The following is a 16499-nucleotide window of genomic DNA, read 5'->3' as shown; positions in this document are numbered from 1 at the left end:
TCAGCCCTTTCAGCTGTTAGCTGACGGGCTAATAACTGATGGCTAATTATGAAGCGTCGGACTTTTTTACAACGGATTGGCTCGATACTCGCGGTGTTGGGTGTAACTGAGGCTGAGTGGTTAACTTTAGGCGATCGCTATTACCAAGCTTTAGCACAACCTAATCCGCGCAAATTAGCATTACTAGTAGGCATCAATCAATACCAAAAAAGTCCATCTTTGAGTGGCTGTCTCACCGATGTGGAACTGCAAAAAGAATTGTTGATTCATCGGTTTGGCTTCCAAGCCTCAGATATTTTGACTTTAACAGAGGAACAAGCTAGCAGAGACTTTATTGAGGCAGCTTTTTTAGATCGTCTGGGTAAGCAAGCAAAATCCGACGATGTAGTTGTTTTCCACTTTAGCGGCTGCGGTACTCGCATCCAGTTAGAATCTTCAGATACACTGCAAAATGCTTTAGTTCCAGCCAATGAAAATCAAGACGAGAAAATAGTTGACTATTTGTTGGAAGAAACTTTGCTGCTGTTGTTGCGATCGCTCCCCACGGAACGCGTTACAGCAGTATTAGATACTAGCTACTATACTCCCGATCCAGTCCCGCTAGCAGGATTGAAAATTCGTTCCCGCCCAGAACTATTAGCAGCACAGCTAGCAACAACAGAACTCGAATTCCTCCAAAAACTGCAAACTCAGAATTTATCCAGCAATCCGATTGTGCTGTATGCTACTTCCAACCCGAAGCAGTTCGCCAGAGAATTACAATTTTCGGGTTTTAGTGCGGGGTTATTTACCTACGCCTTAACGCAATACCTTTGGGAAACTACGCCAGCAAGGACAATTCAAGTTAGTCTATCCCATGTGGGAAGTTCGATGTCCAAGCTGGGTAGCAAACAGCAGCCAGGTTTGTTGACTAGTAAGAAAAATCAACAAGAAGTAGAGACGTTACCTGTCACTTCTCTATTTTTAGACAATAGCGTTAGTTCAGAAGGCACGGCGATCGCTATTGAAGAAGAAAAAACAGCTACTCTGTGGTTGGGGGGGCTACCTCCCCAAGTACTGGAACACTACGGAGTCAATTCCCAACTGAGTTTATTAACAGGAGAGCGGTTAGTATTGCGATCGCGTACTGGGTTAACAGCTAAAGCTCGAATTTCTAAAGTTGAAGGCGCAAATCCTCCACAAATCGGACAATGCCAAGAAGCAGTTCGCGTGTTACCTCGAAATATTAATTTAATAGTTGCCCTAGATACCGGACTCGAAAGAATTGAGCGAGTAGACGCGACAAGTGTCTTTGCTGGAATTGCCCGCGTTTCTACTGTAGTAGCGGGAGAACAAGCAGCTGATTACGTGTTTGGCAAACTTCCCCAAACTACCAGTCGCTATGGTTTATTTACATTGGGCGGCGAACTAATTTCCAATACTGCTGGGGAAGTTGGAGAAGCAGTAAAAGTCGCAGTACAACGATTAGTGCCAAAATTGCCAACCCTGCAAGCAGCCAAGTTATGGCGACTCACAGAAAATGAAGGTTCTTCCCACTTACAAGTTAAAGGAACCCTAGAGATAATTAGCGGTATATCGCCTCGCGTAGTCATGCAACGCGAAACAGGGCGAATTACTACTGAAAGGACAACTAAAAAACTCAGTACTCAGCACTCAGCACTCAGCACTCCCATTGTGCCTATCGGCAGCCGGATGCAATATCGAGTGCAGAATAATGGCGATCGCCCAGTATATTTAATGCTAGTGGGATTAAAGAACAATAGGACAGCGATCGCATTTTATCCTTGGCAAACTCCCCAAGAACCAAACAATTCAGAAACGAAACCTTTGCTCAAGCAAGTAGTCATCGCCCCTCAAGAAACCCTCACCTTACCACAAACTATTACCGCATCTGAATGGATGATTTCAGGGCCAGCTTACGATTGCGAACATCAATTGATCTTCAGCACTAACCCTTTCAGCGAAACTTTCAAAGCTTTAGAAACTGCTAAGTATCCTACAGGAGAACAACAGCCTATTGCCCCTTTAATCAACCCTTTAGAAGTTGCCCAAGCTGTGCTGCAAGATTTGCATAATGCCAGTGCAGTCCAAGCTGAAATCAATAGTACGGCAGTTGAATCCTATGTGTTGGATGTGAATAATTGGGCAAGTCTCTATTTTAGTTTTCAAGTAGTGTAAGCAGCCAATCTGGTAAGATTCCCCCACCTGCGGCGACCCCTTAAAAAGGGGTAGATGAATTGTTTGTAAGGGCGAACGTAACAGCGCCCCTACCAAGATGTCTGTTGCATTCTTTTTTCAAATTGGTTAGGACTTACGCAAAAAACCTCTCAATCCCTCATTAAAGTGAGTTCGACAAACCCTTTTTTGACCTCTCCCCCAACCCCTCTCCGACGCGGAGAGGGGAGCCAAAACCCTAATTTCTCATTGCTCCTCTCTTTCCCCGTGGGAGAGGGAGGTTGGGAGGGAGAGGTTCATCGAACTTACGTAAAATTATGAGCAAGTCTACAAATACTTCTGCAACAATAACTTTAACTTTTCCTTTGTTGCTGCTGGTGCTTTGTCCAATTGCGTCAAAATTGCATACTTCAAAGCCGAATGAGCATCGCTAGGCGGAGGATTTTCACTCAACTGCCGCACAGTTTCTTGAATTACCTTTTGAGCGTTGACTGCATTTCGCTGCAAATTACCAATCACCATCTCCACGGTGACACTATCGTGGTCGGGATGCCAACAGTCGTAATCAGTCACCAGCGCTAAAGTTGCATAGGCAATTTCTGCTTCTCTTGCTAATTTCGCTTCTGGTAAATTTGTCATACCAATGATTGTTGCACCCCAACTGCGGTAAAGATTCGATTCTGCCTTGGTTGAAAATGCCGGGCCTTCCATGCACACATAGATCCCACCGCGATGCAAAGAAACTTCTGGTAAATTTAGAGAAGCGATCGCATCCGCCAGCACTTTCGAGAGATTTTGACAAATCGGTTCGGCAAAAGCTATGTGAGCCACAATTCCTTCACCGAAAAAGGTTGAAACCCGATTTTTCGTCCGGTCGATAAACTGGTCTGGTACTACCATATCCAGTGGTTTTGCTTCTTCCTTCAAGGAACCCACAGCACTAGCTGAGATTAAATACTTTACGCCTAGTTGCTTCATCGCATGAATGTTGGCACGAAACGGTAACTCAGAAGGCAATAAAGTATGATTGCGACCATGACGAGCTAAAAAAGCTACTTGCGTACCGTCAAGTGTTCCCAAAATCAAAGCATCAGAAGGCGAACCGAACGGTGTTTGGACTTGCACCTCTTCTACATCTTTGAGGGCATCCATTTTGTATAGACCGCTACCACCAATAATCCCAATACTAGCTTGAGCCACGATCCTAACTGTTCCTTGCTGAGTAACTAAGTTATTTTACCGAAAAGCAGAGTCAAGCAAGCGATCGCTTTTCTCGTTAAGAAAGTAGAGGGCAGAGGGCAGAAGGGAATCCCCTGATATACCACTACCCCAATCCCCAGTCCCTTTTACTAATGCATAATTTTGACAAACGGTCAATATTGTGATTTATTAGTGAGAGTTTTTGCTGAATCCTCCTCACACACAAACCGATCGCTAAATGTTAGTCACACCTAAAGTAAACATTGCCAAAGCCAGCTGGTTGTTATCCAGCTTTTTAAGTGTTTTTCTGCTTGGTTCTAGCGTCAAAGCTGCTACAATCGCCAATTGGCATTTTGATAGCAATCGCAATAATTTGAACTTCACCACAGATGAGAATGTTCAACCTCAAGTACAAATGTTTGCTAACCCGACTCGTTTGGTAATCGATCTGCCAGGAGTTAGCTTAAAATATCCACTCAGTCAAAAAGTGGGATTAATAACCAGAGAAGTTCGCATCCAACAATTGACCGCAAATACCACGCGCATCTCAATTAGCCTCGCACCTGGTTATACCTTCGATCCAGCACAAGTAAAGCTGCAAGAACAATCACCCAACTCTTGGTCTTTGCAGTTACCTCAGCCGATACGATTGGCTATAAGTCAACCAAATCCCCCAGAAATTGCGACGAAACCAAGTACGGAACCAACAGTTACTAATAGTAATTTGTTTGCTGGTGTGGTTCCGATGCATTCATCAATGAAGGTGCTGGAACCTCAAATTAAAGCTTTGATGGCGCGGTACAGTTTTCTGCAAACAGGAATGTTTTTTCTGGATTTGGATACTGGAAATTATCTAGATATTGGAGGCGATCGCGTCTTCCCCGCTGCTAGTACAATCAAACTGCCAATTCTCATTGCCTTTTTTCAGGACTTAGATGCTGGTAAAGTCACACTCGATGAAATGCTAACGATGCGGGGTGACTTAGTAACCAATGGTTCTGGAATCATGCAGTATCAGCGAGTTGGTAAGAAGTACACTGCTTTGGAAACCATTAACAAGATGGTGACTATTAGCGACAATACAGCCACCAACATGATTATCGATCGCTTGGGCGGTGCAGCACGACTCAATCAGCGTTTTCGTAGTTGGGGACTGAAAGACACGGTGATTCGGCATCTTTTAGCCGATCTCCGAGGAACCAATACCACAAGTTCGCAAGATATGGCGCGGGTGTTGGCTTTGTTGGTGAATGACAAACTTGTGACTCCAACTAGTAAAGAGCAAGCTTTGGATATTCTGCGTCGCACCACCATTCACACACTGTTACCAGCTGGTTTAGGGAAAGGTGCAGTCATTGCCAACAAAACAGGAGATATCGGTTTTCTCATCGGTGATGCCGGATTTATTACTATGCCTAGTGGCAAGCATTATCTGGCTGCAATCTTCGTCAAACGTCCTTATAAAGATGTCAGGGGAAGAGACTTTATCCGCCAAGTTTCTCACCTTGTCTACGATTATCTAAATCAGCCTAACCCAGTTGCTACGGTTGATTCTCCTGACAGTGCTACGAGGTAAAAACAGTCTCGCTTAATGTATGCTGGCTGTGGCAGCGCAACTGCCACAGCAGCTTATAATTGTCAGCTTTTTTACAAATTACCTCTTAGTTGTCGAGGTATCATAATTACAAATTCTGTACCTATACCAGGAGTGGAGTTATATTCTAGTTTACCTTGATGGTTTTCAACAATGATTTGATAGCTAATAAATAGACCTAAACCCATACCTTTACCTACAGGTTTAGTAGTGAAAAATGCGTTAAATATTTGTTGAGTTACCTGCTCATCCATTCCCCAACCATTGTCACTAATATAAATTTTTACCCAGCTATCTACTAACTCTGTAATAATGTGAATTGTCGGAATTAAATGTGATGAGCAGAAAGTAGATTGTAAACAATCTATACCCGGTTTTTGGTAAAATTTCTGTTCATTATCTAATTTCTGCTCTAAAGCATCAATTGCATTTTTAATAATATTTAAAAATACTTGATTGAGCTTACCTGCATAACACTCTATTAAAGGAATACTGCCGTATTCTTGAATAACTGTAATTTCTGGACGGTTTGGTTGAGATTTTAGCCGACTTTGCAAAATCATCAGAGTGCTATTAATACCTTCATGGATATCAACAGCTTTAAACTCTGCCTCATCCAAATGAGAGAATGTGCGTAAAGACTGGACAATTTCTTGGATGCGTTGAGTACCATATTGCATAGACTTCATAAGTCGAATAAAGTCTTCTCTAATAAAATCAAAATCATTAATTTTAATTTTTTTTGCTATTACTTGATGAGAACTACAAGAAGTTTCTTGATAGCACTGTAATAAATCTAAAATATCACGAGCATATTCAGCAGCATATTGAAGATTGCCATGAATAAAATTAACAGGATTATTTATTTCGTGAGCAATTCCAGCCACTAATAGACCCAAAGCTGACATTTTTTCAGATTCTACTAGTTTGCTTTGCATGGCTTGTAGCTTTTTTAAAGCTTGTTCTAAATCGTAACTTCGCTCCTCTAATGTTTTTTGTGATTCTCTGAGTTCATTAATAACATTTAGAAACAAGTTTTCTTTTTTATCATTACTTTTTTCTAGTAAAATACGATTATTTTCAGAACGTTCTAGTTTTTTTTGGAGAATTCTATTTGCTTTTTCTAGCTCCTTAATTTTTTGCTCATAGTCTAATTCTGTCATTGTTTAATGCATTCCTATTAGAAGAGTCACAAATGTTTCGTGATGCAATCGAGTTTCTCCTCCATGAGTTAAAGGTGAAATTTCACCATGAGTATAAAAACCACAACCAGGTATTGTTGTGTTTAAACATTCTTGAGCAAGCTGATACTCTTCGATAGTGCGCGTGCCCAGCAATTGCCGCCGAGCTGCACAGGAAAAAAATATGGCTGCATCCGGCTTTGTTCCCGGATAATTTTCTAAAGCATTTGTAATTGAGGTTTTAGCAGCACCGAGAATATCTTCTCGACTCGCTTGGGCAATTTGGACAAAAGCGTTTTCGGGAATTTCTCCTAAAAATGTAATGCTTCCCTCTAGAGCGTTATGACTACTAGGGGCGCGCATATAAAACCCCTGCTCTTGTTCATCAAATACTGCTAAAGGATATTCTCCAGAAGGAGGCAGACCGCCGAGATAATGATAATAAAAATCTAATGCTGGCTTTCCATCAATTTCATAAAGAAGATTTTGATTAACCTTAGTAACTTTTCCTTTATTTCCAATAGGATGCCAACCACTAGCTACTCCTTGAGAAAACAAAAAGTTACCTGAAAATAGCAAGATAGGAACAGAATCAGACAAAACTTCACTTTGAAAAAATTGATATGTATTTTCAAATTTCCATTGATCTGCGGTCAATCCACCAAAAATAGGAATATGTTTTCCTAGTGCCTGCTTTAATCCATCTACAATTGAGACTCCATCAACTGTTAAACTTTCTGGAATTGTTAAGCACAATTGAGACGCAAATTTATTAATAATTTTTGATTGTGCTTGTTCGACAGCTTGTTTAGTAGCGGCAATTGAGTTTTTTGATAACCCTCGACCCAAGCCTGCACAAATCTCAATTTCTTCTGACGAAAATAGCATTAAGGTTACAGAGTCTTGCTGAAACTTTAACACTGAAGAAATTTCGGCATCGGTTGTCCCACCGATTAACTCAATTCCTGTAAAGGCTCGATCAATTTCTTGCAACATAAGTGCATGATCGAAGTCAATTGCTGCAAACAAAATACCAGCTTGAGGAACTTTCCCAGCTAAAGCATTATGGCATTGCTCTATAACTTCAGTAATCGCTGACATAGAATCTGGATCGTTACTATGACCAACTACTGCGTTCAACATATATATTTGTTACTAGCTTTACGGTAAGGTTATTATTCCCAAAATTGGCAACCTTTTTATATCAGCTAGAGGATATTTATAAAGTAATACCAATTTGAAAAAAGAATGCAACAAATGGGTAGGGACACGGTACTACCGTGCCTCTACGAAGAATTTATGTGTCGCAAGCATTATTTAAATTGGTATAAATTTAAATGAAAATATCTGTTTAAAGACTATAAAGTAGGATGCATTTAGTCAGTATATATACCGCTAAATTATATATCTTAAGCCATGTGTTGACTGGAAAATCCTGATATGCAACTTAAACGTATCGCTATTTATTGATAATTTGAATTTTACTTGCTGCTTTTGTAGCCTTTTCTCGTGCTTCTTGGACATTCGCAGCTTTTGCTAACGCCACTCCCATACGTCGATAAGGATGAGCTGTGGGTTTACCAAATAACCTAATATCTACATCTTTTTCTGATAAAGCTTCAGCTACACCTATAAAAGCAATTGCATCTGATTTTTTGGAAGCTAAAATCACGGCGCTAGCTGACGAACCCAACTGTTCTATATTGGGAATGGGTAAGCCTAAAATTGCTCGCAAATGTAGTTCAAATTCATTGAGGTTTTGTGAGATTAATGTCACCATTCCTGTATCGTGGGGTCTGGGCGAAAGTTCGGAAAAAATTACTTCATCTTTGGTGATGAAAAATTCAACGCCAAAAATTCCGGCTCCTCCCAAAGCATCAGTGACTTTTGTGGCTATTTCTTGGGCTTGCAATAGCTTTTCTTCAGAAATACCTGCTGGTTGCCAAGACTCTTGATAATCTCCTCGTTCTTGGCGATGACCGATAGGAGGACAGTAAATTGTTGGTGCATTCCACTGTTTAATTGTCAGTAAAGTTATTTCGATTTCAAAGTTGATGAATTCTTCAACTATAACTTTTTGGCTGTCACCTCTAGAGTTGGCGATCGCATAATTCCAAGCTTTCTCAACTTCGCTTTTATCTGATACTACAGACTGTCCTTTACCAGAGGATGACATTACTGGTTTGACAACATTGGGAAATCCAATTTCATTAGAAATAGCAATCAATTCTTCTAAAGTTAATGCATAGCCATATTTAGCAGTTCTAATGCCTAATTCTTGATGCGCTAGTTCCCTAATTCGGTCGCGATTCATTGTGTAGTTAGTTGCCGCCGCAGTCGGAATAACAGTAATGCCTCGTTGTTCAAATTCCAATAGTTTTTCTGTTCTAATCGCTTCGATTTCTGGTACTATAAAATCAGGCTGATGTTTCTTAACTACAGCTTCTAATTCATCAGCACTCAGCATAGAAATCACTTCATTACAGTCTGCGACTTGCATCGCTGGAGCGTTGGCATAGCGGTCAACGGCGATTACGTAATTACCAAGGCGTTGAGCAGCAATTACAAATTCTTTGCCTAGTTCTCCCGAACCCAGAAGCATTAATTTTTGGGGCAGTTTAATCGAATTATTCATAAATTTCTGCTATATAACTTTTTATCTTTTAGTTATCTTCTATTGAAGAGTTAAACTTAGCGCCACGCAGTTGTAAATCTTTACGTTGTAGTTCGGTTAATCCAGTTTTGCTACTAAACTGACATCCTTCTACTAAAGCATCCAACCAAATGGTTTCATTAAGAGTTGCGCCTCTTAAATCTGCATTTCTTAAATCAGCTTTTGTAAAATTGGCAAATAGTAAGTCTGCATTTACCAAGCTACTGCCTTGGAGGTTGCTTCTTGATAAATTACCCCTAATAAAATTTACTTCATCTAAAACTAAATTAGATAAATCTGCCTCAACTAAATTGGGAAACTTTAGCTCATTAGGATTTTTCAAAAATCGCATTACACAAGTTATGTTTGCCTCATTAAGACGCATCTTAGTTAAAAAATCATAACGACCTAGACCTAGCACTTGAAGAGTTTCTAAACGTTTAATGGGGCTTTGTTCTAAAAATTGAATAGCTGAGTGGTGGAGAGATTGAATAGAAATATTTATCATTTTTTTAGCTAATATTTTTATAAATGATTTATCAAGTAAATCTTTGTTTTGTAGGGTGTGTTACGGCGTGAAGCGACTCAGGGTAAAGCGATAATCATATTTTTGCCGTAACGCACCGAGATATATGGTGCGTTGCGCTTCGCCATAACGCACCCTACTTTAAGTAGCGCCAGTACGTTCTTATTTATCGCCTATTTTATTAGGAATCCATCTCAGCTAATTCTAACCAGCGTTCAGTTGCCATATCAATGGCTTGCTTAAGCTTTTCCACTTGTTCGTAGAGTTTTTGCACTTGGGTGTAATTTCCAGGCGACACTTTCGTTAATTCTTTCTCAGTTTCTGCTTTTTCGTCTTCTAACTGAGCAATTTTACCTTCCAATTGCTCGAATTCCTGCTTCTCCCAATTTGATAATCTGCGTCGCTTTTTATTTTCTGTATTTTGCGATGAAGAGGTAGCTTTTTGAGTTTCTACATCTTTTGATTTTTCCTTTGTGTTAGCAACTTGCTGTTCTTCTTCGGCTTTTTTGTAGTCTAGATAAACAGAGTAATTACCTGGATATTGCCGTAAATTTCCACCTGCTTCTAAGGCAAAAATTGTGTCTACAGCGCGGTCGAGAAAGTAGCGGTCGTGAGAAACTGCAATGACACAGCCAGAAAAGTCTTCTAAATAATCTTCTAGGACTGCTAATGTCTGGACATCTAAATCATTTGTTGGTTCGTCTAAAATCAAAACATTCGGCGCGCTAATAAGAATACGCAATAAAAATAACCGCCTTTTTTCTCCTCCTGAGAGTTTGTGAATGGGAGCATATTGCTGGTTTCCAGGAAACAGAAACCGCTCTAACATTTGCGATGCAGTAATTTTAGTACCGTCGGCTATTTTGATAAATTCTCCTTCTTCTTTGATGTAATCAATTACGCGCTGATTTTCATCTAAGGCTGTGAGTAATTCTTCAGAATGTTGGTCAAAATAACCGATATGAATGGTAGTGCCAATTTCCACACTACCTGAGTCTGGCTGAACGCGTCCGGTAATGATATCCATAAGGGTGGATTTACCTGCACCGTTACCGCCTATAATACCAATGCGGTCTTCTGGACTAAATTCGTAACTAAAATTATTAATTAAGGTGCGATCGCTATAAGCTTTCGATATATTATTCAGTTCAACAACTTTCTTGCCAATACGACGACTAACTGTGGAAATATCGACTTTACCCTGAGCTTGTTTAAACTCGGTTTCTCGCATCGCGTGAACGCGTTCAATTCTCGCTTTTTGTTTTGTACTCCTAGCTTTTGGGCCGCGTTTTAACCATTCGAGTTCGCGTCGCAATACACCTTGATGTTTGCGTTGACTGCTAACAGCAGATTCTTCCGCCAAAGCTTTCTTTTCCAGGTAATACGAATAGTTACCCGTGTAAGTGAAAATATCGCCTCGGTCAATTTCAATAATACGATTGGTAACTTTATCCAAAAAGTAGCGATCGTGGGTTATTAATAAAAGTGCGCCGCGAAAGCGGTTCAAATAACTTTGCAACCATTCCACAGAAAGAGCATCAAGATGGTTTGTTGGCTCATCCATGAGTAAAACGTCTGGTTCTGATAGCAAAGCTGTTGCTAGGGCAATACGCTTACGATAGCCTCCTGATAAAGTTCCTATTTTGGCATTAAAGTCAGAAATTCCTAACTTACTCAGGATGATTTTGGCATTGGTTTCCAATTCCCAAGCCCCACTTGCATCCATACGCTGCATTACCACAGAAAGCCGAGACATTAATTGGCTATCCTCTGGGTAATGAGCCAGCTTATCAGTCAGTTCTTCGTATTCACGTACTAAAATCATGTGTTCGCCACTATCAGCGAAAACTTGCTCTAAAACTGTACGGTTTTCGTCTAATTCTGGCTGCTGAGGTAAGTAAATGATTTTAGAACCAGAACTGAAAAGAATTTGACCGCTATCAACTGATTCTAGCCCCGCAATCATCTTTAATAAGGTTGATTTACCAGAACCATTTGTACCGATTAAGCCAACTTTATCAGTAGCATCCAGACTAAAATTAGCATCTTTTAAAATTTCTTTGATGCCAAAGTCTTTTTTTACTGACTGTAGTGTAATAATACTCATAAGATTTAGTCATTAGTCAGTTGTCAGTTGTCAGTTGTGAGTCAGTGTGGTCTTGGGGGTTTCCCCCATGAACAACTGACGAACCCGAAGGGTCAGAAGGCAATAGGTAAGAGTAGTTATTATTTCTCCCCTACTCTCTTGTCCTCGCGTCCCCGCGTCTCCCAGTCTCCGCGTCTCCCAGTCTCCGCGTCTCCCAGTCTCCGCGTCCCCGCGTCTTGATGATGCTAGTTAAAGGAACATTAGCTTACCTACTGACATTGCCACATGTTACACAAATAAATCGAGGGGTAAATGTCCATACAATTCATTGATTCCCTCTTCGTCGTAAGACTGACAAGATACTAAGACTCCGCGATGATGTCCTGAGTAGGAATCGAGATGACAGAGACCATTTTTGCCATTTAACTTGATATAAACAGGCCCTTCTACTGTAGGTAAATTGCTTGGGGCTTCATAACCAAAAGCATGAGAATAAGTTTTCATAGCAAGTATGCCTTCTTCTGCTGTATCAGCACAAATTCCTAATATTTGGTAATCAGAAAGGCTAGCAAGCAAAATTAGAGCACGACGAGTTAAGGCTTTTTCTGATGGCTTGAGGATAGGTGCAATATCTAAACAGTTGAATTTAATCAGAATTTTTTTTGCTTCTGAGGTTGTGAAATTGTCGCGATCGGAAGTTGACATATACTTGGTTTATTATTCTTGAATTTGCTTTGGTGTCTGAGGTAGGCACAGCCCACTATACTTGATATTATTTACTCAAATTAGGGTTGGTTTGGCATATTCCCTAGGTTGAAAATAAAGGGGACACTGCCTTTTGATTCATCACCCATAACAAGCACTTTTGGCATTTGCGCGCCGCCAGTCTTCCAAGCTTCAATTGCTTCTTTTTGGAGAACTAACTGGCCGCCTTGAGCTTTAAGTGTCTCTGCTAAGAGTCTTTGAGCTTCTGCTTTTCCTTTAGCGCGGTTAATTTCTGCTTGTGCTTCTTGTTCGGCTTCTCGTGCTATGTAAACGGCTCTTTGCGCTCGCTGTTCGGCGATTTGTTTTTCTTCTACAGCTCTGGCAAATTCTGGGGAGAAAGTTAAGTCAACTACGCTAGTATCTAATACAATTATCCCATATTTATCTAAGCGATCGCCTAAAGCATTATCAAAGTCTTCTTTCAATTCGCTGCGTTTGGTAATTGCTTCTTCTACAGTTCTTTTAGCAGCAGCAATTTTAAATGCTTCCTGGGTTTGAGGAGCGATAATTTTCGAGACAATATTTTCTAAAGTTCCTTGTTTCCTTCTCACTTCAACTACCTGGGTGGGATCGAGGCGAAAGTTAATCGCAAATCTCGCTGTTAAATTTTGCAAATCTTTTGTGGAACTTTCCGCTGGCACTTCAAACTTTTGCACCGTCAAATCGTACACATCTATTACTGAAATAATCGGTGGTTTTAAGTGAATTCCCTCCAGTAAAGCGCCATCTCTAGCTTTACCCAAAATGCTAATTACTCCTGCTTGTCCTGGATTGATAATAATAAAAGAATTGAAGCTGATAATCGCAATTATTGCCAATACAATTCCTAAAACTGTAGTTTGCCAATTTGCCAATTGCTGATTTTTCAAATTCTCCCTCCTGTATCTACAAGCAACTCTTGTATTATGTTGGCATGTCTGACTACTACTGTAGGTAGGGTCAAGACTACAAAAGTGCGACGTTTCCCGATCTCGTGGTAATATCAATTGCACGCAACTGCAAAAGGCTGTGGCTAGAGTATTAAAATCTCATCGTTTATCAAGAAGGCGTAATTCAGCGCATCCACTCCAGCGTCTGCTTGAGTATGGACACCAGTATCGGAAACAAATTTGGCTAGCGATTGGTTGTTCCATCCTAAATAAACTCTTTGATTTGGCTCCACCTGCATTAATTGGAATTGCGGTGGATGTCGTGGTAAAACAGCAGGATTCTATCATTGCTCAACTAGGAATACGCGATGTTTTTGGGCAATTTTTAATTATTTCCCTGCTCACTGTCATCATTTGGATACTAGAATCGGTTTTTGAGTATGCATACGCTCGAATTTGGCGCAATTTAGCACAAAATATTCAACACAACCTCCGTCTGGATGCATACAACCATTTACAAGATTTGGAATTAGCTTATTTTGAAGAACGCAGCACTGGCGGTTTGATGTCCATCCTTAGTGATGATATCAATCAATTAGAGCGTTTTCTGGATATCGGAGCTAATGACATCATCCAAGTTGTCACAACAGTAATCATTATCGGTGGAGCTTTCTTTGTTTTGGCTCCTAGTGTAGCGTGGATGTCGCTGTCGCCGATGCCATTTATCCTCTGGGGTTCTTTTGCTTATCAACGTCTCTTAGCACCTCGCTACGCTAAGGTACGGGAAAAAGTAGGTTTTCTGAATGCGCGGCTGGTAAATAATTTAAGCGGGATTGCTACTATTAAAAGTTTTACCGCTGAAAAATACGAGACTTCACGTTTAACAGAAGACAGCGAAGCTTACAGGCAAAGTAACGCCAAAGCAATTAGACTTTCGGCTGCATTCGTCCCCTTAATTCGGATGTTGATTTTGGTGGGTTTTACCGCATTACTGCTGTATGGCGGGATGGCAGCGGTTGCTGGAAAAATGTCTGTAGGTACTTATAGTGTGTTGGTATTTTTAATCCAGCGCTTGCTCTGGCCTTTAACCAGATTAGGCGATACCTTTGACCAATATCAACGAGCGATGGCTTCTACCAATCGCGTCATGGATTTATTGGATACTCCGATCGCAATCCATCCAGGTAACATAGCTTTACCAGTAGATAGTGTACGCGGCGAACTTCAATTTAAAGATGTGACCTTTGCTTATCAAGATAGGTTTCCAGTGGTAAAAAATCTATCTTTGGATATTCCCGCTACCAAAACGATCGCAATTGTTGGTTCTACTGGTTCCGGTAAAAGCACTTTAGTCAAACTTTTATTGCGGTTGTATGAAATAAAAACTGGGAGAATTACTCTCGATGGTATAGATTTGCAAGATTTGAAATTGCAAGATTTACGCCGCTGCATCGGTTTAGTCAGTCAAGATGTATTTTTATTTCATGGCACGGTAGCCGAGAATATTGCTTACGGTACTTTTGATGCCACAGAACCAGAAATCATCACGGCTGCTAAGGTAGCTGAGGCGCACGACTTTATTCTCAGCTTGCCCCAAGGTTATGAGACAATCGTCGGAGAAAGAGGACAAAAATTATCTGGCGGACAAAGACAAAGAATTGCGATCGCTCGTGCAGTATTGAAAAATCCGCCCATCTTGATTTTAGATGAAGCGACCTCAGCAGTAGATAATGAAACAGAAGCCGCAATTCAGCGATCGCTCGAACGAATTACAGTCAATAGAACGACCATTGCGATCGCGCATCGTCTTTCCACCATCCGCAATGCCCATTGTATTTATGTCATGGAACACGGACAATTAGTAGAGTCAGGAACCCACGAACAATTGCTAGATAAAAACGGTATTTACGCCAGTCTTTGGCGCGTACAAAGTGGATTGAGATAAATCCCACACAAAGGCGCAAATAAATTACGAATTACGAATTACGAATTAATTATGTTGTTTGGTACTACCCAGCCGGAATCAGGAGATAGCAAGTGGCGTAGCCAGTTGGATAAATTTGTTAAACAAAATCAGCGAGAATTGGCGGCGGTGTTTTGGGGATTGTGGTTAGAAAACGGCAATAGCCAAGGTACTATCGGCATTGATTTACAACCGACTCCGCATTTTGTTTATTGTCCTCAAGAGGCGATAGAAAAACTGAATGATAAAGTTGAAAATCGACTGCAAGAGATTTTAGGAATAGTCGAGAATCATCAACCCGAAGTGGAAGTTGTGATGATTGGCATTGGTAAAGGTGAAATTAAGCTAATTCAGTTTGCACCCGAACCAGCACCGCCAAATTGCTTTGAGCAAGTTGGTAAAGATGTGGATGGATTGTTGGAACTGCTGGAACAGCAGATGAAAGAGCAGTTGAAGTACTAATTAATACTCTTGTCAATTATATAATTATGTAAATTCTTGCAAAAAGACACTGAATTAGTAGTAATTTAATTCGGAATAGTACGAACGTAATAATAGTTACTAGTACATTACGAGGTAAATTATGAACATTAACACTACTGTCAAATCTTTTTTTAGTTATTTTGGTTATGACATCAAAAGAGTACAGAGGGGCTGGGGAGATATTTTCTCTATACAAAAATTTTTATTAGAGAGTCAAGATGTGAAAGTTATCTTCGACTTGGGTGCTAATGTAGGCCGTACAGTTGGAAGATATAAAGATATATTTCCTCAAGCTACAATTTTTGGATTTGAGCCTTTTATTGAGCCTTTCTCTCAAATGGAAAATACCTTTCAAAATGTTGAGAAAATTCGGCTATATAATATGGCAGTATCTAATATTAATAGTAACATTAATTTCTTCCTGAATAAAGCTAATGAAACCAATTCATTGCTACCTATTACTAAGGAATGGGACAAGTATTTTGGTGAAGATATAGCTACTCAGGCAGGCACTGTAGAGGTAAAGACAACGACACTAGATACTTTTTGCAAGCAAGCGGGTGTAGATAAAATTCAAATACTGAAAATGGATATTCAGGGAGCGGAATTGATGGCATTAGAAGGTGCAATAAATTTACTAGCTAATCAATCAATCAATTTAATTTACACGGAAGTAATGTTTGCAAAATTTTATGAAAATCAGGCTAGTTTTTATAAAATATACGAATTACTAGAAAAACATAACTTTGTTTTATATGGACTTTATGATTTAAGATTTGGTAAAAATGGCTCTTTAGGGCAGTGTGATGCTATTTTCCTTCACCGCAGAATCGAAGAAAAACTTCCTATTAGATTCTAGTAAAAGTGGTGTAAAAAACTCTGCTAGTTGGCGAATGCAGCTTACTACAGGAGATTGGAGACAAATTGTTAAAACTTTTAGAACAGTATATGAAAGAGCAGTTGAAGTACTAATTAATTAAATTTTTACTTAGCACTTTGCTGTC

The 16499-nt window shown here is 40.1% G+C and carries 13 protein-coding genes; 5 read left to right on the top strand and 8 right to left on the bottom strand.

Annotated elements, in window-relative coordinates:
* Positions 1–48 precede the first annotated feature (48 nt).
* Positions 49–2178 (top strand): caspase family protein, encoded by a 2130-nt coding sequence (locus tag I8752_RS08745; RefSeq protein WP_214431920.1) that lies wholly within the window; start codon positions 49–51, stop codon positions 2176–2178.
* Positions 2179–2502: 324 nt separating this feature from the next.
* On the opposite strand, the gene I8752_RS08740 is transcribed toward I8752_RS08745, so the two are convergent.
* Positions 2503–3375: an S-methyl-5'-thioadenosine phosphorylase gene (locus I8752_RS08740; protein ID WP_214431919.1), complete on the bottom strand. Its 873-nt coding sequence runs from the start codon at positions 3373–3375 to the stop codon at positions 2503–2505.
* A 238-nt stretch (positions 3376–3613) separates the two neighbouring features.
* On the opposite strand from I8752_RS08740, the gene I8752_RS08735 reads away from it, so the two are divergent.
* On the top strand, positions 3614–4951 hold the full coding sequence (locus tag I8752_RS08735) for a serine hydrolase (protein ID WP_214431918.1): 1338 nt from the start codon (positions 3614–3616) through the stop codon (positions 4949–4951).
* A 71-nt stretch (positions 4952–5022) separates the two neighbouring features.
* Here I8752_RS08735 and I8752_RS08730 read toward each other — a convergent pair whose 3' ends face one another.
* The 7 genes from I8752_RS08730 to I8752_RS08700 form a co-directional block, all read right to left on the bottom strand.
* Positions 5023–6132 carry a sensor histidine kinase gene (locus tag I8752_RS08730; protein WP_214431917.1) on the bottom strand — a complete coding sequence of 370 codons (1110 nt, stop codon included), beginning with the start codon at positions 6130–6132 and terminating at the stop codon, positions 5023–5025.
* Positions 6133–6135: 3 nt separating this feature from the next.
* Positions 6136–7293: an FIST signal transduction protein gene (locus tag I8752_RS08725; RefSeq protein WP_214431916.1), complete on the bottom strand. Its 1158-nt coding sequence runs from the start codon at positions 7291–7293 to the stop codon at positions 6136–6138.
* Positions 7294–7609: 316 nt separating this feature from the next.
* Entirely contained in the window at positions 7610–8785 is a 1176-nt protein-coding gene (purT, locus tag I8752_RS08720) for a formate-dependent phosphoribosylglycinamide formyltransferase (protein WP_214431915.1), read from the bottom strand.
* A gap of 28 nt (positions 8786–8813) precedes the next feature.
* Positions 8814–9311, bottom strand: coding sequence for a pentapeptide repeat-containing protein (locus I8752_RS08715; RefSeq protein WP_214431914.1), 498 nt, complete (start codon positions 9309–9311; stop codon positions 8814–8816).
* 199 nt (positions 9312–9510) lie between these two features.
* Positions 9511–11436 (bottom strand): ABC-F family ATP-binding cassette domain-containing protein, encoded by a 1926-nt coding sequence (locus I8752_RS08710; RefSeq protein ID WP_214431913.1) that lies wholly within the window; start codon positions 11434–11436, stop codon positions 9511–9513.
* 267 nt (positions 11437–11703) lie between these two features.
* The gene (locus I8752_RS08705) at positions 11704–12120 is read right to left on the bottom strand and encodes a DUF1824 family protein (protein ID WP_214431912.1); all 417 of its coding nucleotides are present in this window, start codon (positions 12118–12120) and stop codon (positions 11704–11706) included.
* An 80-nt stretch (positions 12121–12200) separates the two neighbouring features.
* Complete coding sequence (locus I8752_RS08700; RefSeq protein WP_214431911.1) at positions 12201–13049, bottom strand: prohibitin family protein; 849 nt, start codon at positions 13047–13049, stop codon at positions 12201–12203.
* Between the two features lie 139 nt (positions 13050–13188).
* On the opposite strand from I8752_RS08700, the gene I8752_RS08695 reads away from it, so the two are divergent.
* The 3 genes from I8752_RS08695 (at position 13189) to I8752_RS08685 (ending at position 16354) form a co-directional block, all read left to right on the top strand.
* Entirely contained in the window at positions 13189–14994 is a 1806-nt protein-coding gene (locus tag I8752_RS08695; protein ID WP_214431910.1) for an ABC transporter ATP-binding protein, read from the top strand.
* A gap of 51 nt (positions 14995–15045) precedes the next feature.
* Complete coding sequence (ccmS, locus tag I8752_RS08690; protein ID WP_214431909.1) at positions 15046–15474, top strand: beta-carboxysome assembly chaperone CcmS; 429 nt, start codon at positions 15046–15048, stop codon at positions 15472–15474.
* A gap of 121 nt (positions 15475–15595) precedes the next feature.
* Entirely contained in the window at positions 15596–16354 is a 759-nt protein-coding gene (locus I8752_RS08685) for an FkbM family methyltransferase (RefSeq protein WP_214431908.1), read from the top strand.
* Positions 16355–16499 lie beyond the last annotated feature (145 nt).

It is taken from the genome of Dendronalium phyllosphericum CENA369, from assembly GCF_016056275.1.
Lineage (GTDB): Bacteria > Cyanobacteriota > Cyanobacteriia > Cyanobacteriales > Nostocaceae > Dendronalium > Dendronalium phyllosphericum.
The sequence above is the reverse complement of the archived record's forward strand: the minus strand, read 5'-3'. Positions and strand labels throughout refer to the sequence as shown.

Coding starts and splice junctions, on each gene's coding strand:
- I8752_RS08745 (WP_214431920.1), top strand. CDS start 49: ATGAAGCGTCGGACTTTTTTACAACGGATTGGCTCGATACTCGCGGTG.
- I8752_RS08735 (WP_214431918.1), top strand. CDS start 3,614: ATGTTAGTCACACCTAAAGTAAACATTGCCAAAGCCAGCTGGTTGTTA.
- I8752_RS08730 (WP_214431917.1), bottom strand. CDS start 6,132: ATGACAGAATTAGACTATGAGCAAAAAATTAAGGAGCTAGAAAAAGCA.
- I8752_RS08725 (WP_214431916.1), bottom strand. CDS start 7,293: ATGTTGAACGCAGTAGTTGGTCATAGTAACGATCCAGATTCTATGTCA.
- purT (WP_214431915.1), bottom strand. CDS start 8,785: ATGAATAATTCGATTAAACTGCCCCAAAAATTAATGCTTCTGGGTTCG.
- I8752_RS08715 (WP_214431914.1), bottom strand. CDS start 9,311: ATGATAAATATTTCTATTCAATCTCTCCACCACTCAGCTATTCAATTT.
- I8752_RS08710 (WP_214431913.1), bottom strand. CDS start 11,436: ATGAGTATTATTACACTACAGTCAGTAAAAAAAGACTTTGGCATCAAA.
- I8752_RS08705 (WP_214431912.1), bottom strand. CDS start 12,120: ATGTCAACTTCCGATCGCGACAATTTCACAACCTCAGAAGCAAAAAAA.
- ccmS (WP_214431909.1), top strand. CDS start 15,046: ATGTTGTTTGGTACTACCCAGCCGGAATCAGGAGATAGCAAGTGGCGT.
- I8752_RS08685 (WP_214431908.1), top strand. CDS start 15,596: ATGAACATTAACACTACTGTCAAATCTTTTTTTAGTTATTTTGGTTAT.